General features: G+C 68.8%; 27 protein-coding genes. 4 read left to right on the top strand and 23 right to left on the bottom strand.

The window, feature by feature from the left end:
- Positions 1-5: 5 nt before the first annotated feature.
- The 12 genes from ON23_RS35510 to ON23_RS35565 all read right to left on the bottom strand — a co-directional run bounded on the left by ON23_RS35510 (position 6) and on the right by ON23_RS35565 (position 10,265).
- The gene (locus ON23_RS35510) at positions 6-680 is read right to left on the bottom strand and encodes a nucleoside/nucleotide kinase family protein (protein WP_083904443.1); all 675 of its coding nucleotides are present in this window, start codon (positions 678-680) and stop codon (positions 6-8) included.
- Positions 681-753: 73 nt separating this feature from the next.
- Positions 754-1,398, bottom strand: coding sequence for a LutC/YkgG family protein (locus ON23_RS35515; protein WP_039784270.1), 645 nt, complete (start codon positions 1,396-1,398; stop codon positions 754-756).
- Positions 1,395-2,876, bottom strand: a complete 1,482-nt coding sequence (locus ON23_RS35520; protein WP_039784271.1) for a LutB/LldF family L-lactate oxidation iron-sulfur protein — start codon at positions 2,874-2,876, stop codon at positions 1,395-1,397. The genes ON23_RS35515 and ON23_RS35520 overlap by 4 nt, the downstream gene beginning before the upstream one ends.
- On the bottom strand, positions 2,873-3,655 hold the full coding sequence (locus ON23_RS35525; RefSeq protein WP_039784272.1) for a (Fe-S)-binding protein: 783 nt from the start codon (positions 3,653-3,655) through the stop codon (positions 2,873-2,875). The genes ON23_RS35520 and ON23_RS35525 overlap by 4 nt, the downstream gene beginning before the upstream one ends.
- A gap of 162 nt (positions 3,656-3,817) precedes the next feature.
- A complete protein-coding gene (locus ON23_RS35530; RefSeq protein ID WP_039784274.1) occupies positions 3,818-4,213 on the bottom strand; it encodes a DUF779 domain-containing protein in 396 nt (131 codons plus the stop codon).
- Positions 4,213-5,730, bottom strand: a complete 1,518-nt coding sequence (adh, locus tag ON23_RS35535) for an aldehyde dehydrogenase (RefSeq protein WP_039784275.1) — start codon at positions 5,728-5,730, stop codon at positions 4,213-4,215. The genes ON23_RS35530 and adh overlap by 1 nt, the downstream gene beginning before the upstream one ends.
- Before the next feature lie 117 nt (positions 5,731-5,847).
- Positions 5,848-7,140, bottom strand: a complete 1,293-nt coding sequence (locus tag ON23_RS35540) for a hypothetical protein (RefSeq protein ID WP_039784347.1) — start codon at positions 7,138-7,140, stop codon at positions 5,848-5,850.
- 147 nt (positions 7,141-7,287) lie between these two features.
- Positions 7,288-7,791 carry a nitroreductase family deazaflavin-dependent oxidoreductase gene (locus ON23_RS35545; protein ID WP_039784277.1) on the bottom strand — a complete coding sequence of 168 codons (504 nt, stop codon included), beginning with the start codon at positions 7,789-7,791 and terminating at the stop codon, positions 7,288-7,290.
- 6 nt (positions 7,792-7,797) lie between these two features.
- Positions 7,798-8,265, bottom strand: a complete 468-nt coding sequence (gene msrA, locus ON23_RS35550; protein WP_210743627.1) for a peptide-methionine (S)-S-oxide reductase MsrA — start codon at positions 8,263-8,265, stop codon at positions 7,798-7,800.
- Positions 8,266-8,452: 187 nt separating this feature from the next.
- Positions 8,453-8,950 (bottom strand): ATP-binding protein, encoded by a 498-nt coding sequence (locus tag ON23_RS35555; protein WP_157170392.1) that lies wholly within the window; start codon positions 8,948-8,950, stop codon positions 8,453-8,455.
- Positions 8,951-9,049: 99 nt separating this feature from the next.
- The gene (locus ON23_RS35560; RefSeq protein WP_039784350.1) at positions 9,050-9,847 is read right to left on the bottom strand and encodes an RNA polymerase sigma factor SigF; all 798 of its coding nucleotides are present in this window, start codon (positions 9,845-9,847) and stop codon (positions 9,050-9,052) included.
- Positions 9,837-10,265, bottom strand: coding sequence for an ATP-binding protein (locus ON23_RS35565; RefSeq protein ID WP_039784352.1), 429 nt, complete (start codon positions 10,263-10,265; stop codon positions 9,837-9,839). Before ON23_RS35565 ends, ON23_RS35560 begins: the two co-directional genes overlap by 11 nt.
- 233 nt (positions 10,266-10,498) lie before the next feature.
- Here ON23_RS35565 and ON23_RS35575 point away from each other — a divergent pair, with 233 nt between their 5' ends.
- Positions 10,499-10,867 (top strand): STAS domain-containing protein, encoded by a 369-nt coding sequence (locus ON23_RS35575; RefSeq protein WP_039784283.1) that lies wholly within the window; start codon positions 10,499-10,501, stop codon positions 10,865-10,867.
- Positions 10,868-10,903: 36 nt separating this feature from the next.
- On the opposite strand, the gene ON23_RS35580 is transcribed toward ON23_RS35575, so the two are convergent.
- The 3 genes from ON23_RS35580 to ON23_RS35590 form a co-directional block, all read right to left on the bottom strand.
- The gene (locus tag ON23_RS35580) at positions 10,904-11,350 is read right to left on the bottom strand and encodes a response regulator (protein WP_039784285.1); all 447 of its coding nucleotides are present in this window, start codon (positions 11,348-11,350) and stop codon (positions 10,904-10,906) included.
- Positions 11,347-12,882: a sensor histidine kinase gene (locus tag ON23_RS35585; protein ID WP_083904460.1), complete on the bottom strand. Its 1,536-nt coding sequence runs from the start codon at positions 12,880-12,882 to the stop codon at positions 11,347-11,349. The genes ON23_RS35580 and ON23_RS35585 overlap by 4 nt, the downstream gene beginning before the upstream one ends.
- A 74-nt stretch (positions 12,883-12,956) precedes the next feature.
- Positions 12,957-14,171 (bottom strand): PP2C family protein-serine/threonine phosphatase, encoded by a 1,215-nt coding sequence (locus ON23_RS35590; RefSeq protein WP_245556294.1) that lies wholly within the window; start codon positions 14,169-14,171, stop codon positions 12,957-12,959.
- Between the two features lie 724 nt (positions 14,172-14,895).
- On the opposite strand from ON23_RS35590, the gene ON23_RS35600 reads away from it, so the two are divergent.
- A complete protein-coding gene (locus ON23_RS35600; protein WP_223273440.1) occupies positions 14,896-15,579 on the top strand; it encodes a PAS and ANTAR domain-containing protein in 684 nt (227 codons plus the stop codon).
- A 24-nt stretch (positions 15,580-15,603) separates the two neighbouring features.
- Here the strand turns inward: ON23_RS35600 and ON23_RS35605 are convergent, their stop codons facing one another.
- From ON23_RS35605 to ON23_RS35640, 8 genes are all read right to left on the bottom strand, one after another.
- A complete protein-coding gene (locus tag ON23_RS35605) occupies positions 15,604-16,626 on the bottom strand; it encodes a lysophospholipid acyltransferase family protein (RefSeq protein ID WP_244969794.1) in 1,023 nt (340 codons plus the stop codon).
- Positions 16,623-17,519 (bottom strand): GNAT family N-acetyltransferase, encoded by an 897-nt coding sequence (locus tag ON23_RS35610; protein ID WP_083904461.1) that lies wholly within the window; start codon positions 17,517-17,519, stop codon positions 16,623-16,625. Before ON23_RS35610 ends, ON23_RS35605 begins: the two co-directional genes overlap by 4 nt.
- A gap of 179 nt (positions 17,520-17,698) precedes the next feature.
- Complete coding sequence (locus ON23_RS35615; protein ID WP_039784289.1) at positions 17,699-18,460, bottom strand: ABC transporter permease; 762 nt, start codon at positions 18,458-18,460, stop codon at positions 17,699-17,701.
- Entirely contained in the window at positions 18,457-19,446 is a 990-nt protein-coding gene (locus ON23_RS35620; RefSeq protein WP_051043812.1) for an ABC transporter ATP-binding protein, read from the bottom strand. Before ON23_RS35620 ends, ON23_RS35615 begins: the two co-directional genes overlap by 4 nt.
- A gap of 46 nt (positions 19,447-19,492) precedes the next feature.
- Positions 19,493-20,134: a PadR family transcriptional regulator gene (locus ON23_RS36445; protein WP_051043813.1), complete on the bottom strand. Its 642-nt coding sequence runs from the start codon at positions 20,132-20,134 to the stop codon at positions 19,493-19,495.
- Between the two features lie 51 nt (positions 20,135-20,185).
- Complete coding sequence (locus ON23_RS35630; protein WP_036504044.1) at positions 20,186-21,448, bottom strand: glycosyltransferase family 4 protein; 1,263 nt, start codon at positions 21,446-21,448, stop codon at positions 20,186-20,188.
- Entirely contained in the window at positions 21,445-23,016 is a 1,572-nt protein-coding gene (locus tag ON23_RS35635) for a 1,4-alpha-glucan branching protein domain-containing protein (RefSeq protein ID WP_051043814.1), read from the bottom strand. Before ON23_RS35635 ends, ON23_RS35630 begins: the two co-directional genes overlap by 4 nt.
- Complete coding sequence (locus ON23_RS35640) at positions 23,013-23,828, bottom strand: class I SAM-dependent methyltransferase (protein ID WP_039784291.1); 816 nt, start codon at positions 23,826-23,828, stop codon at positions 23,013-23,015. The genes ON23_RS35635 and ON23_RS35640 overlap by 4 nt, the downstream gene beginning before the upstream one ends.
- Positions 23,829-24,038: 210 nt before the next feature.
- Between ON23_RS35640 and ON23_RS35645 the strand changes: the two genes are divergently transcribed.
- Both ON23_RS35645 and ON23_RS35650 read left to right on the top strand, forming a co-directional pair.
- A complete protein-coding gene (locus ON23_RS35645; RefSeq protein WP_030515697.1) occupies positions 24,039-24,824 on the top strand; it encodes an electron transfer flavoprotein subunit beta/FixA family protein in 786 nt (261 codons plus the stop codon).
- Positions 24,825-24,865: 41 nt separating this feature from the next.
- Positions 24,866-25,655 (top strand): electron transfer flavoprotein subunit alpha/FixB family protein (locus ON23_RS35650; RefSeq protein ID WP_039784292.1); only part of this gene is annotated, 790 nt, incomplete at its 3' end.

Genomic DNA, 25,655 nt, shown 5'->3' on the forward strand with positions numbered 1-25,655 from the left:
CAGGCTCATCGAACCGGGCGGATACGGTAGCCGCCGCGGACCGCGCGCAGCACGAGATCGGCGCGGTCCGCGGTCTGCGCGATGAGACGCGCATTCGGCAGGTCACTGCCGGCGACCATGGCCTGGGCGCGATCCGGTGATTTCCCGCCGCGCCGATGCCGGCGCAGCAGGCGCTGTTCGATGACCGATTCCTCGACATCGAGGTACCAGACCTCGTCGAGATATTCGCGCACCTCACCCCACCCCGGCCGATCCAGCAGCAGGTAGTTCCCTTCCACGATCGCGACCCGTTCGCCGGTGAAGGTCACGGCATCGGGGATCGGGTCGTGGCGGGCCCGGTCATAGACCGGCCACGGCACCGGCACGCCGATCGCACTGTCGCGCAGTCTCCGAAGCCGCGCGACGAACGCCGCCACATCGAAGGTATCGGGCTGCCCTTTGCGACCGAGCGCGCCGGAGTCACGCAGCTCCGCCGAGCTCCGATGAAATCCGTCCATCCCCGCCACCTCGCCGGGGACTCCCAGACTCCGCACCGCATCCGCCAAACTCCGTGCCAACGTGGACTTTCCGGCACCCGGCGGTCCGGCGACACCCACCAGGTAGCGGCGCCCGCCCGCGTCATCCGCCGCCCGGACGATCCGCGCCGCCAGCTCACCCGGGCCCAGCACCTCGGCCGTCACCGGACACCTCCTGCACCGCGCGGCCGATCTCGCTTCCCTGTCGGCGAGCACCGATCGACCACCACCTCCCGCCTCACTCGACCAGGATCACGATCAAACGCCTGGGCCCGTGCACACCCTGCACACGGGTCATCTCGATATCCACGGTGGCCGACGGACCGCTGATCCAGGTCGTCGGGCGGCGCGGGTCGAGACGCGGAACGACCTCCGGCAGTGCGGTTTTCACCTGTTCGGCGTGGACCACGCAGACGTGACAGTCCGGGACGAGGGTGGGCGCGCGGCGGCCCTGACCGGCATCACCGTCGAGGACGATGGTGCCCGATTGCGCGATCGCCGCGGCGCAGGTGGTCACGACCGCGTCGACCTCGTCCAGTTCGCGCGTCGTCAGCGGCGGATCGTCGGTCACGACACGATGCTCGGAACGGTCCGCCCACAGGGCCGTCCAGATGTCCGGCAGTCCGGGCGGCGTCAGCACCACCCGCGCCGACGCGTTCCGCAGTTCCCGGTCCACGGTCGCGGCGACCCCCGCCAGGGTGGTCCGATGCACCTGTGCGCCATAGCGTTCCAGTCGCTGTTCGAACAGCTCCAGGATCGCGCCACGATCGTCGGGGTCCACTCCCGGCGCGGTCCGCAGATAGTCGCGCGGCACGGTGACCGCCTCCGCCGGTTCGCCGATGGCCTCGCGGACGCGTCGCAGAATCGTCTCGCGCGCATTCACGAGCGGCTCCCGTCGTCGGCGCTCCCGTGCGGAGGCCCGTCGTCGTGGCGGCCGCCCTCGGTGCGCGCCCACCAGCGGCGAAACGATTCGGCAGGGATGTCGGGTACCCGCCGGCTGTCGGTCCACCCGCCCAGCGGACCGGGCAGATGCCACTTCGGGACCGCGATGCCGATACGCGCCGCCGAGCGCACGGCCGCGCCCCACAGCGCCGGATGACTCATGAATCCCGCCATCGCGTCGAACGCCGCCCGTTCGACCCGATGCTTCACCGCCGCCTCCCCCTCGGCCACCCGGTGACGCAGGGCCAGCAGATTCCCGGTGATATCGATGCGGACCGGACAGACGTCGTCGCAGGCCCCGCACAACGCCGACGCGTACGGCAACGAGGCGGTCTGCGGATCGTCGGCGCCCTTCAGCAACGGGTTGAGGATGGCGCCGATCGGCCCCGGATAGACCGAACCGTAGGCCTGCCCGCCGGTGCGTTCGTACACCGGGCAGATATTCATACACGCGCCACAGCGGATGCAGCGCAACGCTTCCCGCCCGAGTTCGTCGCGCAGCGCGCGGGTTCGGCCGTTGTCCACCAGGACCAGGTGAAAGGCCGAGGGCCCGTCCTGGGCGGTGACACCGGTCCAGGTCGACACATACGGCGACATCCGCTCCCCGGTCGCGCTGCGGGCCAGCAACTCCAGGTAGATCTCCAGATCGCGCCAGCTCGGAATCACCTTCTCGATGCCGGCCACCGTGATCAGCGTCTCCGGCAGGGTCAGGCACATCCGCCCGTTGCCCTCCGACTCCACCATCACCACCGTTCCGCTCTCGGCGACAAGGAAATTCGCGCCGGTGATGCCGACCTTCGCGCGCAGGAACTTCTCCCGCAGATGCAGCCGCGACGCATCGGCGAGCGCCTGCGGATCGTCGGTCAGATCGTCCGGCGCGGGACGGCCGTGCTTGCCCATCTCGCGGCGGAAGATGTCGCGAATCTGGCTGCGGTTCAGGTGCATCGACGGCACCACGATATGGGAGGGCAGATCGTCGCCCAGTTGCAGGATGATCTCGGCGAGATCGGTTTCGCGGGTGTCGATTCCGGCCGCCGCCAGCGCCTCGTCCAGGCCGATCTCCTCCGACAGCATGGATTTGGCCTTGACGATCTCCTTCTCGCCGGTCGCCCGGACCAATGCGGTGACGACGGCGTTGGCCTCGGCGGCGTCGGTCGCCCAATGCACCACTCCCCCGGCGCCTTCCACCGCGTCGGCCAGCCGCTCCAGATAGATGTCGAGACGGCGCAGCACGTCGTCCTTGACCGCGGCCGCGGCGGTGCGCAGTTCCTGCCAGTCCGGCCGTTCCGCCACCAGGGCATCACGCTTGGCGCGGATGGTGTGAGTGGCACGGCGCACGTTGGCGCGCAATTGGTCGTCGGCGGTCGCGGCCCGCGCGGCCTGCGGGAACGGCGGCCAGCCCACGAAACTTTCGGTCACGAGCGGGCTCCCGCGACCACCGGCAGCCCGGGCATCGGCCCGTCGGCCGTCGTGCGCGCCAGGATTTCCACCAGATGCAGATCGCGCACCGCGGTCGCGTCGGCGGCGAGGCGCCCGCCGATGTTCATCAGGCACGAATTGTCCACGGCGGTCACCACACTCGCGCCCGTCTCGCGCACGTGCGCTGCCTTGTCGGCGTTCATCGCGCCGGAGGCGGCGGCATTCTTCACCGAGAAGGTGCCACCGAATCCGCAGCATTCGTCGGCCGCGGGCAGATCGACCAGATCCAGTCCGGCCACCGCACGCAACAAGCGGTACGGGCGGTCGCCGATGCGCTGCACGCGCAGCGAATGGCAGGTCGGATGGTAGGTCACCCGATGCGGGAAATAGGCGCCCACGTCGACGACACCCAGATCGTCGGTGAGGAATTCGGTCAACTCCCGGATTCTGGGAACCAGCGCCTCGGCCTCGCGGGCCAGCGCGGCGTCGCCGACCTGCTCGGCCACCACCCGGTAGAACTCGCCGGGCGCCGCACCACACGAGGCCGACGGCACCACGATCCGGTCGTATTCACCGAACACGGAGACGAAATGCCGGGCCATCTTCGCGGTGTCGGCCCGATAGCCGGTGTTGGCATGCATTTGGCCGCAACAACTCTGGGCCATCGGGAAGTCGACCTCGACGCCGAGCCGGCGCAGCAACGCCACCGCCGCCCGGCCGGTTCCCGGATACATGACGTCGTTGACACAGGTGATGAACAATGCCGTACGCGCCGACATGCGGCCCCTCTCGTCACCGATGCCGCGGGCCGGGCACTGTTCTCGAGCGGCACCTCGATACGGATACTGGCGGACGATCCCGGCCAGAATACGCCGCACGCACCGCGGCGAGGCGGATCTGCGGGCCGTGTGGGCCCTGCGGATTCGCCTCGCCGGCATTCGTCAACTCACCGCATCCGCTCCGGTGAGCGGCGGCGGTCCGGAATCGAGTTCGGCCACTTCGGCATCGGTGAGCAGCCGGGACCGGATCAGGAACCGCACCCCCTCGGGGGCTTCGAGCGAGAATCCGCTCCCCCGCCCGGGGACCACGTCGACGGTCAGATAGGTGTGCTTCCAGTACTCGTACTGATCGGCGCTCATCCAGAACGGGGTATCGGCGCCGACCCGGCCGAGCAGCACATCCGAGGCGCCCACGCGGAATTCCCCGCGCGGGAAGCACATCGGCGCGCTGCCGTCGCAACACCCGCCGGACTGATGGAACATGACCGGCCCGTGCTGGCGAATCAAGTTGTCCAGCAACGTCTGCGCGGCCTCGGTCAGGTCGACGCGGGTACCCATCAGAAGAAGCCGAGTTTGTTCGGCGAGTAGCTCACCAGCAGGTTCTTGGTCTGCTGGTAGTGATCGAGCATCATGCGGTGGTTCTCGCGGCCGATACCGGACTTCTTGTAGCCGCCGAAGGCCGCATGCGCCGGGTAGGCGTGGTAGCAGTTGGTCCACACCCGGCCGGCCTTGATGCCGCGGCCCAGGCGGTAGGCGGTGTTGCCGTCGCGGCTCCACACGCCCGCGCCGAGCCCGTAGAGGGTGTCGTTGGCGATCGCCAGCGCCTCCTCGGTCGAATCGAAGGTGGTCACGGCGACGACCGGGCCGAAGATCTCCTCCTGGAACACCCGCATGTCGTTGGTGCCCTTCAGCACCGTCGGCTCGACGTAGAAACCGTTCGGCAGGCCGTCGACCTTGCGCTGGCTGCCGCCGGTGAGCACCTCGGCGCCTTCTTTGCGCCCGATGTCGATGTAGGACAGGATCTTTTCGTACTGGTCGTTGCTCGCCTGGGCGCCGATCATGGTCTCGCTGTCGAGCGGGTTGCCGCTGACGATGGCCTTGGTCCGCTCCAGGCAGCGCGTCATGAACTCGTCGTAGATGGAGGAGTGGATCAGCGCGCGCGACGGGCAGGTGCACACCTCGCCCTGGTTCAGCGCGAACATCACGAAGCCCTCGACCGCCTTGTCCAGGAACGCGTCGTCGGCGGCCAGCACATCGGGCAGGAAGATGTTGGGGCTCTTGCCGCCCAGTTCGAGGGTGACGGGGATGATGTTCTCGCTGGCGTACTGCATGATCAGCCGGCCGGTGGTCGTCTCACCGGTGAACGCCACCTTCGCCACACGCGGGCTCGACGCCAGCGGCTTACCGGTTTCGACGCCGAAACCGTTGACCACGTTGAGAACTCCCGGCGGCAGCAGATCGGCGATCAGCTCGACCACCTTCATGATGGAGGCCGGGGTCTGCTCGGCGGGCTTGAGCACCACCGCGTTTCCCGCGGCCAGTGCCGGCGCCAGCTTCCAGGTCGCCATCAGGATCGGGAAGTTCCACGGGATGATCTGACCGACCACACCCAGCGGCTCGTGGAAGTGGTAGGCGATGGTGTCGGCGTCGATCTCGCTGACGCCGCCCTCCTGGGCGCGGATGGCGCCGGCGAAGTAGCGGAAGTGGTCCACGGCCAGCGGCAGGTCGGCGGCCAGGGTTTCGCGCACCGGCTTGCCGTTGTCCCAGGTTTCGGCGACGGCCAGCTGGTCGAGATTCGCCTCGATCCGGTCGGCGATCTTGTTCAGGATGTTGGCGCGATCGGCGGCCGAGGTCGCGCCCCACGCGTCGGCGGCACCGTGCGCGGCATCCAACGCCAATTCCACGTCGGCGGCGGAGGATCGGGCCACCTCACAGAAGGTTTCCCCGTCGACCGGCGACGGATTCTCGAAGTATCTGCCCTCGACCGGTGCCGTCCATTCGCCACCGATGAAGTTGTCGTAGCGGTCGGCGTAGGAGACGATGCTGCCTTCGGCGCCGGGCTTGGCGTAGATCATGACGGGTGCTCCTCGATGAGTCACGAAGGGTCGCATCACGACAGGGCTCGCCGTGATGTGGACCACTATGAGCCGCGAGGGTTGGCACAAGGTTGAACGCGGACGAGCGCGTCGCGATCAGCTCCGCAGGGCGCTGTGCAGACGCGCGGCGGCCACCGCGCGGCGCGCGTCGCGGGCGGGCAGCAGCCGCAGCGCGTGTTCGTGGATCTCGATGTCACCGGGCGCTTTCGCGCCGTAGTCCAGGGCGTATTCGGCCTCGCCGGCGGACAGGACCGCGGTGCGGATACCGACCTCGAGGTGTTCGCGCCATTCGACGATGCCCGGTGTCTGCGAGCCCGGTAGCAGCGGGCCGCGATACAGCCGCACGGCGGTGGCGGTGTCCCCGGCGGCCAGGGCGGCGAGCATATCGGTGGCATCGCAGGAGACCGGTGTGGTCAGCCGATAGACCCGATTGCTGATATCGCCGCCGGTGGCGCGGCGCAGATGTGAGACGTCGGCCTTGAGCGTGCTGGAACCGGTGGGCCGGTCGCCGTAGACGGCCAGCTGCAACCGTTCCGGTGTGTAGCCGTCGGGTTCGAGGGCGAGCAGGGTGAGGATCTCGAGCAGCCGTCGGCGCAGTCGCAGCGGCCGACCGCCCCTGGTCAGCGCGGCGGCGCCGAGACATTCCAGCCGCACGCCCGCGGCCGTATTCGTCACGCCGCCTTGCAGTTTCGCCTCCACGGCCGCGGTGAGAGACAACACCGTCGACATGGCCAGCGGATGCGAGCGATCCCAGGTGGTGGACAGATCCAGCACACCGAGTTGCCGGCCGTCGGCCGCGCGGATCGGCGCGCAGTAGCAGACCCAGCCGTGCAACGCCTCGACCAGATGTTCGGCGGAGAACACACTGCTCGGGCGGCCGGTGTGCAATGCCAGCGACAGCGCGTTGGTGCCCATATGGTTCTCGTCCCAGCGGCCGCCGGGGGTGAAGCCGACCCGCTCGGCACGCCGCCGCATCACCTGACCGCCGTCGGACCAGAGAATGGTCCCCGCCTCGTCGGTGACGGCGGCGACGAATCCGGCGTCGTGGGTGATGCTGTGCAGCTGATCGGAGAGTTCGGCGATGGGGCCGCGCAGCGGCGAATCGGCCCATGTCGACGCGACATCACCGGCAACCGCGGGCGCGCAGTCGGTGGCCGGATCGACGAACGCTCGCGACCGCACCCAAGACTGCGCCACGTCTGCCCGGGGCTGCGCCGTATCGCCCTCGACGGCCTCGGCATCCGTGGCATCGGACGCGGTGGGACCTGATTCGAGCGAACACACGGCCGGGACGGCCGGAGGATCGTGCGGGCTCGGAACCCAGCGCGCCCACTGCCGTTCCAGTGCCGCGCGTCGCCGCAGCAGAGCACTGTCCTGTCCTGATCGCATCCGCATCTCACCCGTCGCCGCTCGGTCCGCACCGTGCGTTCCGGCGGCGCGTGGGGCCGGGCCGCACATCGTCGGCTCGGCCCCATTGTCCAGCAGGCCGGCTCGCCGCGGGAGCGAAACCGGCCGGTGGGCACCCTCGAAGTCGGCTCAGATGGGCGTCAATTCGAACAGCCGGAACCGGCGCGTGCCCGCCAGACGCTGTTCCATGGTGTATCCGGGCCAGTAGGCCACCGCCCGGGCCCAGGCGTCCTCGCGCTCGGCTCCGCTGAGGTGGCGGACCCGCACCTTGATCCGCCTACCGCCACTGTGGATTTCGGCGTCGGAGGCGGCGGCCAGATTCGCCGACCAGGACGGATGTTCCGGCCGCCCCCAGTTGGACCCGATCAGCAGATACCGCTCGGGCCCGTCCGGTACGTACAGCAGCGATACCGTCCGCGGCAACCCGGATTTACGTCCGCGCACCGTCAGCTCCATCGACGGCAGACCCGCCAGGTCGAGCACGCCGTGCCGGCCGCCGGTGAGCCGGCGGATGACGCGCTCCAGCACGACGACCACCGGACCGGTACGCATCACCCAGGGAATGCGCGCGATCGCGCGTCCCAGGGCCGACAGCGGATTGCCGATACGTGAGCGACGAGCGCGATCCGACATGCCGGCCTACTGCGAGGTCGCGGCGCGCTTGGGCAGTTTCCAGCCCGGCCGGGGGAAGTGGCAGGTGTAGCCGTTCGGATAACGCTGCAGGTAGTCCTGATGCTCCGGCTCGGCCTCCCAGAACTCGGACGCCGGGGTCACCTCGGTGACCACCTTGCCCGGCCACAGCCCGGAGGCGTCCACATCGGCGATCGTGTCCAGCGCGATCGCCTTCTGCTCGTCGTCGAGATAGAAGATCGCGGACCGATAGCTGCTGCCGATGTCGTTACCCTGACGATCCTTCGTCGACGGATCGTGGATCTGGAAGAAGAACTCGAGCAGGGCCCGGTAGTCGGTGCGCGCGGGGTCGTAGACGATCTCCACGGCCTCGGCATGCCCCGGATGGTTGCGATAGGTGGGGTGATCGTTGCGCCCGCCGGTGTATCCGACGCGCGTGGAAATCACACCCGGCTGCTTGCGGATCAGCTCCTCCATGCCCCAGAAGCATCCGCCTGCCAGAATCGCCGTGCGCGTGTCGGTCACGCTTCCTCCTTCGAATCGGGTCCCCGCCCCAAGTCTCGCACCGGTACAACCCCGGTGGGGGCCCGAAAAATCCCGCCGCGGCGGTCGCCTCGCCCGCCTGCTGCCTACCGCATACCCGCTCTCCGAGCGGATTAACGGACTACCCCCGGTCGTGCCCCGCGGTCGACTCGGAACCCGTTGGCGCCGAGCCGATTTCGGTGCGCATCACCACGCGGGTGCCGTCGGCGCCGGTGGTGATCTCGACGTCGCGCACCAGGGCGCGCATGATCGCCAGTCCCCGCCCGCGCACGGGATCCGGAACCTCGGCGCGGGGTTCCCAGCTGCCGTGGTCGACGATGGTCAGGTACAGGTCCGACCCGCTGATCTCCGCACGCAGCCCCACCATGCCGGCGCCCTCGCGGTAACCGTGCTCCACGGCATTCGTGCACGCCTCGTCCACCGCCAGCAACAGATCGTAGATCTGTTCCGAGCCGATTCCCCCGCGCTCGAGCCAGGCCCGCAGATCGTGGCGCACCTCGGCGATCCGGTCGGCCTGCGACAGGAAATTCGCCTCGAAGGGGGCCACCCGTAGCGGGTGCGGCTCGCGTACCGCGGGCCCTGGGGCGTGGTCGCCCGGGGGATCTGGAAATCCGCTCATGTCCTCATTCCGATCGCAACCGATGATCTCCACTCGATGATCTCCTCGGCATCCGCGATACCCCCTTTCCCGCACGCCATGCGGCGCCGTTCGCCTACCTCAGTCGCGCAGCGCCTTCTCCCGCAGCTGTTTGAGCGTTCTGGTCAGGATCCGCGACACCTGCATTTGAGAACAGCCGAGTTCCCGCGCGATCTGCTCCTGCGTCATTCCGCCGAAGAAACGCATGGTCAGCACGTACCGCTCCTTCTCCGGCAGCGCGTCGATGAGCGGCTTCACCGTCAGAGTGTCGTCGATCGCGCCGAAGGTCGGATCCACGGCGCCCAGCGTGTCGAGGATCGCATTCCCGGAACGACTGTCGTCCTCCGAGGTCGGCGTGTCCAGCGATTGGGTCTGGTAGGCGTTGCGGGCGATCAGTGCCTGCGTCACCTCGCCCAGATCGGCGTCCATCTCCTCGGCGATCTCACGCGCCCGCGGCATCCGGCCCAGCCGTTGCGACAGCGTCTCCACGGTCGGTCCCAGCGCGGTCTGGATCTCCTTGATCCGCCGGGGCACGCGCAGCGCCCAGGTGTGATCGCGGAAGTGGCGGCGCACCTCGCCCATCACCGTGGGCACCGCGAAGGCGAGGAACGGCGACCCCTGCGTGGGATCGAACCGATCGACGGCCGCGACCAGGCCGACCCGGGCGATCTGCAGCAGATCCTCGAAGTTCTCGCCGCGGCCGCTGAACTTGCGCGCGATGTGCTCGGCCAGCGGCAGACACCGGTTGATGATTCGCGCGCGCAGCCGGTCGTACTCCGGATCATCCTCGGGCAGGGCGGCGAGCTCGACGAACAGCGGTGCGACGTCGTCGTAACCGTCGGGGTGGCGCGTGGTGCCCGAACCGTTCTCAGTCGACATCGGTTCCGCCACGTGCCCAGCGGAACTCGACGACGGTCGGGTGCCCGCCCACGGATGCGTCGTAGTCCGAACTCTCGGTCTTCACCCACTGGGTCAGCGTCGAGACGATATGCCAGCCGAAACTGTTGGTGTCCGGGCCGCCGGCGGTCGTGGTGACGGCGGCTACTCGCACGTCCATGGTGGTATCGGTCGCACTGAATGTGCAATCGATCACCGATTCGGGGGCGGCGTCCACGATGAGCGCGCTGACCACCTCGTCGACGGCCAGACGGATATCGGTGGCCTCGTCGATACCGAAATCGGCGACCAGAGCGACGGTTTCGGTCAATGCCCGGACCATCATCAATTGCGCCGCATCGGCCGGTACCTGGAATCCGACCGCAGTGGTCCCCGCGTCCGGGGACACTTTCTCGACCATGCCCATTCGTTGCTCCCAAATATCGTGCCGCGAAACGATTTCACAGCGTACGCGAGCGCCCGCCCGGCGCCCTCCGATCGCGGTGAAGGCCCACGTTCGGATCCCGCCGAAACGGGTATGTTGGTCAGCGGCGAATCGTCGCCACGCCGCGGACAGCGGCGCAGATCCGAATACGCCGGAGGTATCGAAGTGGCGAAATGCGGTACGAATCGCCTCGCGCTGGAGACGGCCCGATGAGCGGCGAACGGGTGTCACCGCTGCTGCGCACCGAGCAGCGCACGGAAGGTTCGGCCGTGGTCGTGACCGTGGCCGGTGAGGTGGACATGAACTCCGCGCCGGAGCTGCAATCGGCCCTCGACCGGGCCCTGCAGGGCGCGCCCACCACCGTGGTGCTGGATATGACCGAGGTCGGATTCCTCGGGTCGGCCGGGCTGAGCGTGCTGCTGGCCACCTCCCAGTCCACCGCGACGGGAGGCCTGCGGGTGGTCGCGTCGCCCGCGGTGCGGCGCCCGATCGAGGTGACCGCGCTGGACGCGTTGCTGCGTCTGTTCCCGACCGTCGCGGACGCGCTGGCCGCGCCGGAGCAGACCACCTCGGCCTGATCCGGCGCCCGCCCGGCGCGTTCATCGCCGCCGGGTTCATCGCTGTCGTGGCAACCGGACGACCTGAACGAAGAATTCGTCGATGTGCTTGATCGCGGCGATGAATTGATCCAGGTCGACCGGTTTGGTCACATAGGCGTTCGCGTGCAGCCGATAACTGCGCAGAATGTCCTCTTCGGCCGCCGACGTGGTGAGCACCACCACCGGAATATGGCTGAGATCCGGGTCGGATTTGATCTTTTCCAGAACCTGGCGGCCGTCGTATTTCGGCAGGTTCAGATCGAGCAGAATCAGATCGGGCCGCGGCGCCTGCGCGAATTCCCCCTGCCGGTAGAGGAAGTCGAGCGCCTCCTGACCGTCGCGGGCGACGTGCAGCGTATTGCCGATCTTGTTGTCCTCGAACGCCTCCCGGGTCATCAGCTCGTCGCCGGGGTCGTCCTCCACGAGCAGGATGTCGATGGGCTGGCTCACCGGTACGGTCATGCGTCGGCTCCTTCGGATACGGGTTCGATCAGCGTGGGGGCGACGGCCTCGGTCGCCAGGGTGAAGCGGAACCGGGCGCCGCCGGTGTACTCGGTGTCGATCCACAGGTCCCCGCCGTGGTACTCGACGATCTTCTTGCACAGCGCCAAGCCGATCCCGGTGCCGCCGTAGTCCTCCCGGTTGTGCAGGCGCTGGAAGATCACGAAGACCTTGTCCGCGAACTCCGGCGCGATGCCGATCCCGTTGTCGGACACCGAGAATCGCCACTCGTCCGGTTCGTCGCCCGGCTCGCACTCGATGCGCACCACCGGCGCGGTGCCGGGGCTGCGGAATTTCACGGCATTGCCGATGAGGTTCTGCCACAGCATCGTCAGCAGCGTCGGCTGGCCCGCGACGTCGGGCAGCTGCTCGGGACGCTCGATCACCGCGCCGGAATCCTCGATCGCGCCGGACAGGTTGTCCAACGCCGAATTCAGGGCGGCGTCCAGTGCCACCATCTCGTTGCCCTCGATCACCCGGCCCACGCGCGAGAAGGTCAGCAGATCGTTGATCAGCCGCTGCATCCGCTTGGCGCCGTCGACGGCATAGTCGATGTACTGTTTGGCCCGCTCGTCGAGCTGATCGCCATAGCGTTTCTCCAGCAGCTGGCAGAACGCGGCGACCTTGCGCAGCGGCTCCTGCAGGTCGTGGGAAGCGACGTAGGCGAACTGTTCCAGTTCGGCGTTCGAGCGGCGCAGCTGCACCGTCTGGCGATCCAGATCGTCGGCCTGGCGCGCGAGCAGGTCCTCCTGTGCACGCGAGGACCCCAGTTCGGAGACGATGCGCACACGCATCTCCTCGACCGCCTCGGCGACGGTCGCCAGGTCGGCCGGTCCGTGCGCCTCGATGTGATGGTCGAATTCACCGGCCGAAACCCGGCGGGACGCTTCGGTGAGCTCGTCGAGCGGCCGGGCGACCAGCCGCCGGATCAGCACGGTCAGCGCCAGGCCGGTGAGCAGGATGAGGACCACCACCGCGATCAGCACACCGTCGCGCAGGGTACGCGCGTTGTCGAGGTCGTGGCGGTCCTGGGCGATCGCGGCCGCCGAGTCCGCGTTCTGCGTGGCGAACTTCGTGCGGATCTCGTCGAACAGGGCCTTGCCCCGCGTGACCATGGCGGCGGATTCGGCCGGCGACACCTTGCCCGCCGCCGCGATCATCGGCTGCACGTATTCGGTGCGCCAGCGCTGAGCGGCGGCCTCGACGGCATCCAGATCGCCGAGCAGCGTGGTGTGGCCGGCGGCCACCTCACGCAAGCGCCCCGCGGCGGCGGCCTCGTCGGTGACGCCCTTGTTGTAGGGCTGCAGGAACTGCTCGTCGGCCGAGATGGCGTAGCCGCGCAGGCCGGTTTCCTGGTTGATCAGGGCGGCCTGGAGCCGATAGGCCTCGGTCGCGGCGGGCTGGGCACGATCGAGCAGCCGGTCTTCGATGGAGTCGGTGCGGGAGATCATTTGCGCGGCGGCGATCGCACCGGCGATCACCACCACGAGCATCAGAGCGAGGACCAGCTGAAACCACGTCTGTGCGGTGAGCCGGCCGACGATCCCCTCGCGGTGTCGGACGTCGTTCACCGGGTCCGCTCACCCCCGTGCCAGCGCAGATAGACGATCGCCAGATCGTCGTCGAGTCCTCCGGCCGGGGCGGCCGCGGATTCCACCTGACCCAGCAATTCGTCGAGATAGCGTGCGGGCTGGTCGACCGACACGCCCTTCGCCATCGCCAGCAGGCCGTCCTCACCGAGCCAGTCACCCGTGCCGGTGCGCACCTCGAACAGGCCGTCGGTGAACAGCACCAACCCGGTACCGGCGGGCACGGTCACCTCGGTGACCGGCCAGTCCGCGCGGCCCGGCATGAAGCCCAGGGCCGGTCCGCCCGGCACCTCCAGCCATTCGGTACCGGTCGGCGAGTGGACGAGCATGCCGGGGTGACCGGCCCGGATCACCTCGACGGCGCCTCGGCCGGGCGGTGCGTAGAGCGTGGTGAGCGTGGCGAACGTCTGGGGGCCGGTGCGCTCGGCGACCAGCACCTCCTCCAGCAGTTGCAGCTGACGTGGTCCGGTGATGCCGCTGAATACCAGTGTGCGCCAGGCCAATCGCAGGCCCACGCCGATCGCGGCCTCGTCCGGGCCGTGGCCGGCCACATCGCCGATCAGCGCGTGCACCGTGCCGTCCTCCTCCTGGACGACGTCGTAGAAATCGCCGCCGAGCAGCGAATGCGCGCGACCGGGGCGATACCGCGAGACCACATCGACGATCGGCGTACCGCGCAGCAGCGGCTTGGGGAGCAGCCCGCGTTCCAGGCGCGCGTTCTCCTGGGCGCGCATGGTGCTCGCGCGCAACGCGGCGGTGGTGCGCTCGGCCTGTTTGCGCTGGATCGCGTAGCGCACGGCCCGGCCGAACCATTCCGGCTCGACCCGGCCCTTCACCAGATAGTCCTGCGCACCGGCCGCCATCGCGGCCAGTCCGGTCTGTTCCTCGTCCAGGCCGGTCATCACCACGACCGCGACCTGATCGGTGTATTCCCGCAGTTGGGCGAGCGCGTCCAAGCCGTGGGAGTCGGGCAGGTTCAGATCGAGCAGCACACAGTCGGGCAGGCCCGCGGCCAGCCACGCACCCGCTTCGGCGAGTGAGCGCACATGTTCCAGGCGCACGCCGGGGGCACCGTCGGCGACGAGTTCCTCGACCAGCAGGGCATCACCGGGGTCGTCCTCGACGAGCAGAATCGTCTGCCCGAGCGGCGACGAGGTGCCCAGCGGCGTGACACCGTCGAGGGGTGGCCGCACGGTGGAGCCGCGGTTCTCGTCTCGAACGGACGCGGAATTCGGACCCTCGGACGAGTGGCCCGCGGAACGGCTGGATACATCGCGAAACCGCGGGGTCTGTTCCGTCACCGCGACCGTGCGGGGGCGCGGATCGCCGTCGATGCGACGAATGCGCACGGTGTCGGCCCGCAGCGCACCGGCTGCATCGGACCGCGACGAGGGAACAGCAACCGTGCCTGGGACGGCACGCTTCGACAATGCTGCCTCCGATCAACGAAGTGGCGGCCCGAGCGCACGCCGACTTGCTCAGCGGCCCGTTTTTCGACCGTGAGGCTTGCCGATCCTATCGGACCCCGGCCGAACACGCTGCGCGCACCGGGAGGCAGGCCACGATCAGGACGTCGCGTCGGCACCGGCACGAGGCCGGAGAAGAGGCTGATGTACAACGGTTTTCGCTACGAGAGGCGCCGCCTCGCGCAGGGCGGCAGCGGTGCGCCGAAGGCGCAATTTCGCCGTCCACACCGCGACCACCGCCGCATGCACCGCGATGACGATCAGTGATACCGAGCCGATCACCATGAGCAACGCAACCACGACTGTCCCGGTCCTCTCGAGTTGGATGTCCTGCGTACCGACACAAAGATGCCCCGAAACCCTCATACCAAACAGATAACGCGCGCGGGGCACGTCACATCCCGTCCGACCTGGTGTAACAACCGACCGCAACACGGCGGATACTGTGAAGGTGAGTACGGAACAGTCGCCGCGCATCGCGCCGCTCGACCCCTTGACGAGCGTGCTCGGCACACAACCTTGCGATCATGTCGGCTGGTTCCGATTCTGGTTCGCCGATCAACGCTGGGAATGGTCGGACGAAGCGGCGCAGATGTACGGGTATCCGAGCGCCGACACCGAGCCCACCACCGAACTGCTGATGTCGCACAAACACCCGGACGACCGGGAGGAACTGGCGGCCAGCATCGCGGTCTCGGTGAAAACCGGCGAGCCGATCTGCGGTCAGCACCGCATCGTCGACACCGGCGGCGAGACCCACGAGATCATCGTCGTCGGCGAACAGCTCACCGACGACGACGGCACGGTGGTCGGGGCCAGCGGATATTTCGTCGACGTCACCGAGACCATCGCCGGGGAGCGCAACGACGCGCTCTCGGAGGTGCTGCCCGAGGTGATCGAGTCGCGCGCGGTGATCGAACAGGCCAAGGGTGCGCTGACGCTGGCCTACGGCATCAGCCCCGAACAGGCGTTCCGGGTGCTGAGCTGGCGTTCCCAGGAGACCAACACCAAGCTGCGGGAACTGGCCGCGCAGTTCGTGCACGAGTTCCGCCGGCTCAACGGCGAGAACACCGCCCTGCGCAGTCGCGTCGACCACATCGTGCTGACCGCCCACCGCCTCATCCCGCACGACTGAGCGCCGCTCGATCTTTCGGTGCGGTCAGGAGGTCGCGTCGGCGACGACGATCTCGCGGGTCGGGCCGGTGCCGATGGCCGTCGCGTGGGCGTCGATGCGCACTTCGGTGCGGCCGCGGATGGCGCGGTCGCAGCGCTCGGCCAGGTCGTGGCGGTCACTGCCCGGTTCCTCGATCGGCAGCAGGACGAGTTCGGCGACGACGCCCTTGGCGCGCAGAACACGGCGGGCCGAGTCGAGGAAGGTGTCCACGCCGACGAAGCCGGGGACCGTCGACGTCTCGCCGGTGTGGTCCAGATAGCGCAGCCGGATCGGCTGTACCGGCGTGGCGGTGTCGACCGCGGCCTGGAACAGGGCGGGGCGCAGCCGGCCGTGGGCCCGGCCACACCAGGTGGTGCCCTCGGGGAACATGGCGACTCGCTCCCCCGCCGCCAGCCGCGCCGACATCGCCGCGATCACCTCGGGCAACTGCCGCAACCGCTCCCGATCGATCGGGATCACGCGCATGAGCCGGGCCAGCTGCCCCAGCACGGGCCACGACACCAGATCACCGCGGGCCACGAAACCCATCGGCGAGACCGCCGCCAACGCCAGCACATCGGCCCATCCGACGTGCCCGGCCACCACCAGCAGGCCGTGACCGGAATCCGCCGCGGCGCCGTCACCTTCACAGGGGCGGGTGTCGACTGCCGCGCCCTGTGCGCCGGCACCGCGCTCGTCGACAACCCGCAATCCGATTCCGCAGCAACGCAGTGCCGCCCGCGCATACCACCGATGCAGCGCCGTCCGGCGGGCGGGCGGAGTCGCCACGTTGACCACCGGAAATGCCACCAGCAACCCCACCACGCCCAGCACCCGCACCACACTTCGCACCGCACCCGCGGTGTCGGGTACCGCCACACAGCCGGCCCCACACGGACTCGCGGGCATCCACGCATGGACCACCGGCGCATCCGCCGCTGCCGCATCCGCCGCGGCTCGTTCGTCGAGTATCGACGTGGCAGGCTCGAGAACAGTTGCGTCGCTTCGTAAATCCGTCGTCTCGGTCATCGTGTTCCTCCGCCGGTATCACGGGCCCGCGCGGCATCGGTTTGCGATGCGCGGGCGTCTGTGCCTTCCGCCGCACGAGCGTCCATGGCTCCCGCGGCGCTCTGCAGGCGTTCCAGGTAGCGGGTGTTGATGGTTTCCAGGCCCAGGAGGGCGACGAAATCCGCGACGCCGAAATCCGGGTCGTGGGCCGGTTCGCCGCAGATCTCGGCGCCCAGGCGCAGGTAACCACGCAGCAGCGGGGGAAGTTTCGGCCGCGCCGGGGCGTCCAGTTCGTCGAGACCGCGGCCGTCGACCACGACCGGGCGGTAGGGACGCACGCGGCGGGCCGGATCGCCTGCATGCTTGCTCAGCAACAGATCCCGGACCGCGGCCACGTTGGCGCCGGGCGGATCGGCGGGGGTGTCGCGCATCGGCACCGAGACGCAGCCCATCACCCAGTCGTAACCGGTGAGCTGGATGTAGTGCAGGATTCCGGCCCACATCAGCGTCAGCACCGAGCCGTTGCGATGGTCCGGAACCACGCAGGCGCGGCCCATTTCGACGATACGGCGACCCTCGGGGTCCATGGCGCTCAGATCGAATTCGGTCGCCGTGTAGTACCCGCCGGCCGCGCGCACCTTGTCCGGCGGCAGCATCCGATAGCAGCCGACGAAGTCGCCGGACGCCTCGTCGCGGACCAGCAGATGGTCGCAGTGCTCGTCGAACCGGTCGGCGTCCAGGCCGTCGGCACTGAACGGAATGTCGAATCCGGGTTCGCCGGCGAACACCCGGTAGCGCAGCCGCTGCGCCGCGCGGCGATGGTCGAGATCGGAGGACACAACCAGGGAGTACTGTGGCGCCGCCACCCCTGGGCCTGTCGTGCGGGTCGGGTTCAGCACGGACGTTGGCGTCATGGTGTCGATGAAGCCAGTCCGATTCGGCGAGGCGGCGACGTTCGAGTGTCGAGCGAATGCCAGTCCGGTGAACGAGATCCCCGTCACACCGAACGTTCACTGCGTCGTTCCCCCGAGTTGGCCCACTCGCGGCGAAACCGCCGCGCCGGAGCACCGGCGCGGCGGCGGCGAGCAGCGGTTCAGGCGTTCTCGCGGGCGAAGCTGCGAGCGCCGACCACCATCAGCGCGACGGCGACCGCCACCGTCAGGCCGGTACCCAGATAGACCTCGGTGACCCCGAAGTCACCGCGGAACAGTGCGCGCGCGGCCTCGACGGTGTGCTGGAACGGATTGACGTCGGCGATGATCCGCAGCCAGTGCGGCGCCAGGCTCATCGGCAGCAGGATGCCCGACAGCAGCATCAGCGGCACCGACACACTGTTCAGCACCGATGCCAGGGTGTCCTCCGAACGCGCCCACAGCGCCAGCGCATAGGACCCCGAGGACAGCCCGGCCGCCATCACCGAGATCAGCAGCACCGAGGCGATCAGTCCGAAAACGTTGGGGCGCAACGAGAATGCCGCCATCGCGACCGCGACCAGGACCAGCGCCTGCACGATCAGCACGACCATATCCTTGAGTACCCGGCCCACCAGCAGTGCGCCACGGTGGGCCGGAGTGACGCGCTGCCGTTCGATCACGCCGGCCCGCAGTTCCTGCACCATCGCGAACCCGGCGAACATCGACCCGAACAGCCCGACCTGAATCACCAATGCCGGCGTCAGCACCTTCCACGGGTCGGTATCGGCGCCCAGCGCGGGCGCGATCGCCTTCACCAGCGGACCGAACAGCACCAGGTACAGCACGGGCTGACTCAATCCGATGATCACCCACACCGGATTGCGCAGCTGAGTGCGCAGCTGCGACCAGAACACCAGCCCGGTCTCCCGCAGAAAACTCATTTTCCCTCCCGCAGCGAACGCCCGGTGACGGTGAGGAACACGTCGTCGAGACTCGGTCGTTTCACGGTCAGCGCACCGGGCACGATGCCGTGCTCGTCCAGTGCGCGCAGCAGCGGCACCACGGCGGCATCGCCGCGCGCCACCGTCAGATGCACCAGTCCGTCGGCACGCAGTTTCGAGCGCAACTCCAGCACCGAATCGGCGATCTCGATCGCGAGATCCGCTTGTGCGTCGGCGATGTCGAGGCTGATCACATCGCCGGAGATCCGCTGTTTCAGCTCGTCCGGGGTACCGGAGGCGACGATGCCGCCGTGGTCCATGACCAGGATCCGGTCGCAGAGCGCGTCGGCTTCCTCCAGATAGTGCGTGGTGAGCACGATCGTCGTGCCCTCCGACCGCAACCGCCGCACGTGATCCCAGAGGTTCGCGCGGCTCTGCGGGTCCAGTCCGGTGGTCGGCTCGTCCAGGTAGACCAGCCGAGGCCGATGCACCAGGCCGAGTGCGATGTCGACGCGGCGGCGCTGCCCGCCGGACAGTTCGCGGCAGCGGCGACGACCCAGTCCGTCGAGTTCCAGCGTCCGCAGCAGATGTTCGGCGCTCTCGGTGGCCTGCACCTTGCCCAGCCCGAAAAGCCTTGCCTGCAGGACCAATTGGTCGATCACCAGTTCTTCGTCGTTGGTCATACCGCCCTGGGCGACGTACCCGATGCGGGCGCGCACCTCGCGCGGGGCCCGGCGCAGATCGGCGTCGGCGATCTGCGCCTCGCCCGCGGTCGGCGCGAGCAGCGTCGCGATCATCCGCAGGGTGGTGGTCTTACCGGCGCCGTTGGGACCCAGCAGTCCCACGATCTCGCCTTCGCGGACCTCGAAGTCCAAGCCGTTCACGGCCCGCACCGGTCCTGTTTTCGTCGTGAACGTCCGTGCCAGCCCCCGCACTCGGATCGCCGAGGTGCGGGTGCCGTCACGAACGGTAGCCGTCGTTTCCATACCGCTCACGGTAGGAACGACGACTCAAATAGTCAAGCTTTACTATTCAGTCTTGATCATCTGCGGCATCGGCGTGCTCCCGGGCAGGCTCGAAGAGGGCGTCCGGCGTCGTGGGCCAGACATCCAGCTCGCCGTTCTCGATGCGCCGCAAGGTTTTTCGCGACCACTCCAGGTCGGCGCGGGTGTGCGCGGCGGCCAGCGCCATCGCGTCGGCCACGTGATGCGGCTCGGTCTCGGTCGGATCGCCACTGCCGGACAAGATCCGCTGCTCCTCGCGTTCGTAGTAGCCCAGATCGGCCTCGAACTTCAGGATGCGGCTGCGCAACGCCGCGATCACGTCGCCTCGGGGCGCGAACGGGAACAGCGCCACTGCCGCGTGATACGGATGTTTCGGCTGCTCGGCCGACCACAGACCCTCCCGGATCAGCTCGGCGAGCACCTTCTCCCCCTCCGACGTCAGCCGATACGAGGTCCGTTCCGGTCGCGCGCCGTCCTGGCCCACGCCCTCGACGGCGATGAGCCCGTCGCGCTGCAGGGTGTTCAGCGCACCGTAGACCGAGCCGGGTTTGACGTTGGCCCATTCGTCGGCATGCCAGGACAGCAGCTCACGCCGCACGTCGTAACCGTGCACGGGTTGCAGCAGCCGCACCAGGGCCAGCACCAGCAGTCGAGTCGTCGGAACAGCCATACCGAAAATTCTGCCCCCGCCGCCCGGCTGCCGCCGCCGCGACCCGGCCGATCACAACGGGTTGTTCGGATCCCGTTCCGGCAGTGGGCGTTCGGTGATCACCGGGCGGCCCAGCGGATTGCGGACCCGGCGCTTGGCGGCCTGGTAGACCTGAATCGTCTCCGCCGCCACCACATCCCAGGCGAAATCGGCGGTCAGCCGATCGTGGGCCGCGTAGGCGCGCTGCTGCGCCGCGATCGGATCGTCGAGGACGGCCGTCACCGCCTCGACCAGTCCGGTCACATCCGCCGGTTCGAACGAGGCCCCGGTGACGCCGTCGATCACCAGTTCACCGAGCCCGCCGGCGGTGGAGGTCACCAGCGGCGTTCCGGCCGCCGCGGCCTCCAGGGCGACGATGCCGAACGGCTCGTAGCGACTGGGCAGCACGATCGCGTCGGCGCCGTGCAGCCAGCCCAGCAGTTCCGCGTGGTCCAGGCGCCCGGCGAAATTCACCGCCCGCGCCACCCGGTGTACCCGCGCGCGCTCACGCAACCATTCGAACTGCGTGCCCACACCCGCGATGGTCAGCGTGGCGCCCGGATGCGCGCGCCGGATGCGCGGCAGTGCGGCGATGGCGTCCTGGACGCCCTTCTCGTATTCGAGCCGGCCCACATACAGCAGTCGCGGCGGGCCCGACCGCGGCGCTCGATCGCGGAATGTCCACGCCCCCACGTCGATTCCGTTGCGGATCACCGTCACCGGCACCAGTTCGGGACCGTAGAGCTTCTCCACCTCGTCCTGCATCGAGGCCGAACAGGTGATGAGGGCGTCGGATTCGCGGGCCAGCCACCATTCGACCGAGTGGACCTGCTTGTTGACCCGGCCCGAGACCCAGCCGCTGTGCCGGCCCGCCTCGGTGGCGTGGATGGTGGAGACGAGCGGGACGTCGTAGTACTCGGCCAGGGCGATCGCCGAATGGGCGACCAGCCAGTCGTGGGCGTGCACCACATCCGGCGTCCAGCCCTCGGCGATACCCGGTTTGCTCAGCGCGATACCGGCCCGGACCATCGCGTGCCCCATGGCCAGGGTCCAGGCGAGCATGTCCTCGCCGAAGTCGAAGGCGGGCGGATCCTCGGCGACCGCGACCACCAGCACCCGTTCCTCGATGAAGGTGTGCGTGGGATGCGTCGTGGCGTCGGTACCCATCGGCCGGCGGGCCAGAACGACGACCTCGTGACCGGCGGCCGCCAGTTCGACGGCCAGATGATGGACGTGCCGGCCGAGCCCACCGACAACCACCGGTGGGTACTCCCACGACACCATCAAGATCTTCATGCCGGTCCTTCTGTTGCTCCCGCCGAGCGGTGACCGACTGCGGGGATGTCCGTACCTCGTGCGTCGAGTCGGCGCGCGTCGAGAGCGGGGAAGAATCCGTCGGCCGCGTACCATCCTGCCGCCAACTGCCGTGCTTTGGCGAGTTGGCCCGCGGTGACGGCCGCGGCGATCTCGCGAACGGCGTGTGCGTGCTGATGCGCGCGATCGCGGGCGTAGCCGGCCGCGGAGTCCTTGCTGACCATGAACGCCCAGTCGCTGGAGACAGCCAGAATCACCTCGCGCAGCAGCTGATCGGCGACCGGATCACGCAGCCCGTCGGACTGTGCGGCCATCTTGTCCAGCGTGTCCAGGGCCGCGCGCACGATCTCGGCATTGAGGTCGACCAGGTCGCGGACCTGATCGCCGGCCCACACCCGCCAGTCCTTACCCGACCCCCACGACGAATCGGCCAGCTCGACCGGTGCGCCGACGAATCCGTCCGCCCGCGCATCGGCCAGCGTGCCGACGGTGACGCCGGCCTCGGGCAGCGCGCGCAACACCTGTTCCAGCCACTGCGGTCCCTCGTGCCACCAGTGGCCGAACAGTTCGGTGTCGAAGGCCGCCACCACCAGCGCCGGCCGGCCGATCCGCTCGGATTCGGTGATCAGCCGTTCGCGCACGGTCGCCACGAAATCGGCGACATCGCGTTCGATCGCCGCCGTGGCGGCCGCGGGATCATAGGGCGCCTTGTCCGGACCGGCGACCTGCTTACCGGTGACGCGCGCGGGTTTGAGGCCGGTCTCGTGGTCGTAGTGGTGGAAATCGCGGTAGTGGGCCTGGCCCGGGTAGCCCGATTTCGGCGACCATACCCGGTAGCTGACCTGCAGATCCCGTCCGAACGCGACCACATCGCTGTCCCACACGGGCCGGCCGAGGGTGGTGTCGCCCCGCAGCGCCGGACCGTCGACCATGAAATGCGTCACACCTGCCGCGGCATAGCCCTGTTCCATCCCCGGGGTGAAGCCACATTCCGGCGCCCAGATCCCCGCCGGGGTGTGTCCCCAGCGCTGCCGCGCATCGGCCAGACCTTCGCGCAACTGGAAGTCGCGCAGCCGCGAATCGAGCAGCGGCTGGAACGGATGCGCCAGCGGACCGCCCAGCAGTTCGATCGCCTCGGCGTCGATCAGTTCCCGCCACACCGGCGAACCGCCGTGCCGCCACCGCTGCTCGAAATCGGCGAGCGCCTCGGCGGCCAGTGCGTGTTCGTAGCCGCCCAGCTCGCGCTTGCCGGCCATCGATGCCTCGTCGGCACGCATCTGCCAGTTCCCCAGCCAGTGGTGCATGGCCGCGAGGGCGTGCGGATCGTCCAGCTGCGCGGCCAGCACCGGCGTGATGCCGAAGCTGAGCAGATGCGAACGACCTTCTGCCGCAAGGGTTCTCAGCACCCGGGCCACCGGCAGATAGGACGCCGCCCACGATTGATACAGCCACTCCTCACCCACCGGCCAGCGTCCGTGATGCACCAGCCAGGGCAGATGGGAATGCAGGACCAGGCTGAACCGGCCCGGCACCGCTCGCGAATCGCTCACGGCTTCACCGCGATGGCGACCAGATCGAGGCTGGCGTCGATATCCGGATCCCACGCCGGGACGACCGATCCGGGCGCCGGGCGCAGCTCGAAATCGTCGGTGCGCACCCCGGCCACCGCCGCGGTGAGTTCGGCGGGCCAGGGTTCACCGGCCAGCGCCCGTTCGATCTGCGCGTCGATGAACGAGCCGCCCCATTGTTCGTCGAGGGCGACCAGCGCCGGACCGTGATGGACACCGGCCATCACGTCGACACGGAATCCCGCCTGCTCCAGCAGTTCCGCAAGTTCGGCGGCGTTCAGCTCGCGAGTGTGGAAGGGGTTCAACGGCGTATCGCGACCGGGCGAGAAGGTGATCCGGTTCGGCGTGCTGATCAGCAACTGCCCGCCGGGACGCAACACCCGCAGGCATTCACGCAGGAATTGGCCTTGATCCCAGAGATGTTCGATGACCTGGAAGTTCACCACGACATCGACCGAGGCGTCGTCGAGCGGCAGGTCGGCGAGATTGCCCTGGATCATCTCGACCCGGGGGTAGGCCGCGCGCACGTGTTCGACCGCGCTGGTGTCGTAGTCGAGGCCGATCACCCGGGTGGCGACGTCGGCGATCATGTTCGCGCCGTAGCCCTCGCCGGAACCCGCCTCCAGAACCGTTGCCCCGCCGCAGCGTTCGAGCAGGCGCGCGTAGACGATCTCGTGTCGGCGGAACCAGTAGTTCTCCTCCGCGATACCCGGCACGGTCCGTTCGCCGGTCAGTGGCAGCGACTCCACCCCGGCAGACTCCCCGCTCACCGGGGAGACGACAGCCTCACTCATTGGATCGACGTTAGCGGTTGCCTGTATCACACCGGCGCCCGGACCGGCCATGGAGAACATCACACCCTAAGTTACCCGTGAGTAACTTAATGTAGGGTAATCTCCCGGACGGAGCTTTAGATGTGACGGAGCTTTTCACGTGGACGTACGGCCACCCGATCGTGCGACCCCACCTCACGTGCCACCAGAACAGGAGGTCGACGAAGACCAATGCCGAACATCGTCGTACTGATCAAGCAGGTTCCCGACACCTGGTCCGAGCGCAAGCTCAGCGATGGTGACTACACCCTCGACCGGGAGGCCGCCGACGCGATCCTGGACGAGATCAACGAGCGTGCCGTCGAAGAGGCTCTGCTGATCAAGGAAGCCCAGGGCGGCGAGGTCACCGTCCTCGCCATGGGCCCCGAGCGTGCCACCGAGGCCATCCGCAAGGCGCTGTCCATGGGTGCCGACAAGGCCATCCACGTCAAGGACGACGCCATCCACGGCTCCGACGCCGTGCAGACCGCGTGGGTGCTCGCCGGTGCGCTGGGCCAGATCGAAGGCATCGAGCTCGTCATCGCCGGTAACGAGGCCACCGACGGCCGCGCGGGCGCCGTGCCGGCCATCATCGCCGAGTACCTGGGCATCCCGCAGCTCACCCACCTGCGCAAGCTGACCGTCGACGGCGACAAGATCTCCGGCGAGCGCGAGACCGACGAGGGCGTGTTCAAGCTCGAGGCGAACCTGCCCGCCATCGTCTCTGTCACCGAGAAGATCAACGAACCCCGCTTCCCCTCCTTCAAGGGCATCATGGCCGCGAAGAAGAAGGAAGTGCAGACGTTCACCCTGGCCGACCTGGGCATCGACCCGTCGACCGTCGGCGTGGGCAATGCCGGCACCGCAGTCTCCGGTGTCACCCCGAAGCCGCCGCGCACCGCGGGCGAGAAGGTCGTCGACGAGGGCGAGGGCGGCAACCAGGTCGCGCAGTACCTCATCGGCCAGAAGATCATCTGAGCCCACCGAGCGCAATCACCACAGACTTCAGGAGAAGCAACATGGCAGAAGTACTCGTGCTCGTCGAGCACGCCGAAGGTGCCCCCAAGAAGGTCACCACCGAACTCCTCACCGCCGCCCGCACGCTGGGCACCCCGGCCGCGGTCGTGCTGGGTGCGCCCGGCACCGCCGACAAGCTGGCCGACGCGCTGACCGCGGCCGGTGCCGAGAAGATCTACGTCGCCGAGTCCGACGACGTCGAGGGCTTCCTGGTCACCCCGAAGGTCGACGTGCTGGCCGGTCTGGTCGAGTCGGCGTCGCCGGCCGCCGTGCTGGTCGCCGCGTCCGCCGAGGGCAAGGAGGTGTCGGGGCGCCTGGCCGCCCGCATCGGCTCGGGCCTGCTGGTCGACGTCATCGACGTCAAGGAAGACGGCACCGCCGTGCACTCCATCTTCGGTGGCGCGTTCACCGTGGACGCCAAGGCCACCGGCGACGTGCCGGTGATCTCGGTGCGCCCGGGCGCGATCGAGGCGGCCCCGCAGGCCGGCGCCGGCGAGAAGGTCACCGTCGAGGTTCCGGCTCAGGAAGAGGGCGTCACCAAGGTGACCTCCCGCGAGCCCGTCGTCGGTGGCGACCGCCCGGAGCTCACCGAGGCCACCATCGTGGTCTCCGGTGGTCGCGGCGTCGGCAGCGAGGACAACTTCCACAAGGTCGTCGAGCCGCTGGCCGACGCGCTGGGTGCCGCGGTCGGCGCCTCGCGTGCCGCCGTCGACTCGGGCTACTACCCGGGCCAGTTCCAGGTCGGCCAGACCGGTAAGACCGTGTCGCCGCAGCTGTATGTGGCCCTGGGCA

The sequence above is a fragment of the Nocardia cerradoensis NBRC 101014 genome, from assembly GCF_000308535.1.
GTDB lineage: Bacteria > Actinomycetota > Actinomycetes > Mycobacteriales > Mycobacteriaceae > Nocardia > Nocardia cerradoensis.

Bases quoted from the DNA above. Each gene is read 5' to 3' on its own strand.
- ON23_RS35525 (WP_039784272.1), bottom strand. From the start codon at position 3,655: ATGTCGGCGCGTACGGCATTGTTCATCACCTGTGTCAACGACGTCATG.
- ON23_RS35530 (WP_039784274.1), bottom strand. From the start codon at position 4,213: ATGGGTACCCGCGTCGACCTGACCGAGGCCGCGCAGACGTTGCTGGAC.
- adh (WP_039784275.1), bottom strand. From the start codon at position 5,730: ATGATCTACGCCAAGCCCGGCGCCGAAGGCAGCATCGTCTCCTACGCC.
- ON23_RS35540 (WP_039784347.1), bottom strand. From the start codon at position 7,140: ATGCGATCAGGACAGGACAGTGCTCTGCTGCGGCGACGCGCGGCACTG.
- ON23_RS35545 (WP_039784277.1), bottom strand. From the start codon at position 7,791: ATGTCGGATCGCGCTCGTCGCTCACGTATCGGCAATCCGCTGTCGGCC.
- msrA (WP_210743627.1), bottom strand. From the start codon at position 8,265: ATGGAGGAGCTGATCCGCAAGCAGCCGGGTGTGATTTCCACGCGCGTC.
- ON23_RS35555 (WP_157170392.1), bottom strand. From the start codon at position 8,950: ATGAGCGGATTTCCAGATCCCCCGGGCGACCACGCCCCAGGGCCCGCG.
- ON23_RS35560 (WP_039784350.1), bottom strand. From the start codon at position 9,847: ATGTCGACTGAGAACGGTTCGGGCACCACGCGCCACCCCGACGGTTAC.
- ON23_RS35565 (WP_039784352.1), bottom strand. From the start codon at position 10,265: ATGGTCGAGAAAGTGTCCCCGGACGCGGGGACCACTGCGGTCGGATTC.
- ON23_RS35575 (WP_039784283.1), top strand. From the start codon at position 10,499: ATGAGCGGCGAACGGGTGTCACCGCTGCTGCGCACCGAGCAGCGCACG.
- ON23_RS35580 (WP_039784285.1), bottom strand. From the start codon at position 11,350: ATGACCGTACCGGTGAGCCAGCCCATCGACATCCTGCTCGTGGAGGAC.
- ON23_RS35585 (WP_083904460.1), bottom strand. From the start codon at position 12,882: ATGCTCGTGGTGGTGATCGCCGGTGCGATCGCCGCCGCGCAAATGATC.
- ON23_RS35605 (WP_244969794.1), bottom strand. From the start codon at position 16,626: ATGACCGAGACGACGGATTTACGAAGCGACGCAACTGTTCTCGAGCCT.
- ON23_RS35610 (WP_083904461.1), bottom strand. From the start codon at position 17,519: ATGACGCCAACGTCCGTGCTGAACCCGACCCGCACGACAGGCCCAGGG.
- ON23_RS35615 (WP_039784289.1), bottom strand. From the start codon at position 18,460: ATGAGTTTTCTGCGGGAGACCGGGCTGGTGTTCTGGTCGCAGCTGCGC.
- ON23_RS35620 (WP_051043812.1), bottom strand. From the start codon at position 19,446: ATGGAAACGACGGCTACCGTTCGTGACGGCACCCGCACCTCGGCGATC.
- ON23_RS36445 (WP_051043813.1), bottom strand. From the start codon at position 20,134: ATGGCTGTTCCGACGACTCGACTGCTGGTGCTGGCCCTGGTGCGGCTG.
- ON23_RS35630 (WP_036504044.1), bottom strand. From the start codon at position 21,448: ATGAAGATCTTGATGGTGTCGTGGGAGTACCCACCGGTGGTTGTCGGT.
- ON23_RS35640 (WP_039784291.1), bottom strand. From the start codon at position 23,828: ATGAGTGAGGCTGTCGTCTCCCCGGTGAGCGGGGAGTCTGCCGGGGTG.
- ON23_RS35645 (WP_030515697.1), top strand. From the start codon at position 24,039: ATGCCGAACATCGTCGTACTGATCAAGCAGGTTCCCGACACCTGGTCC.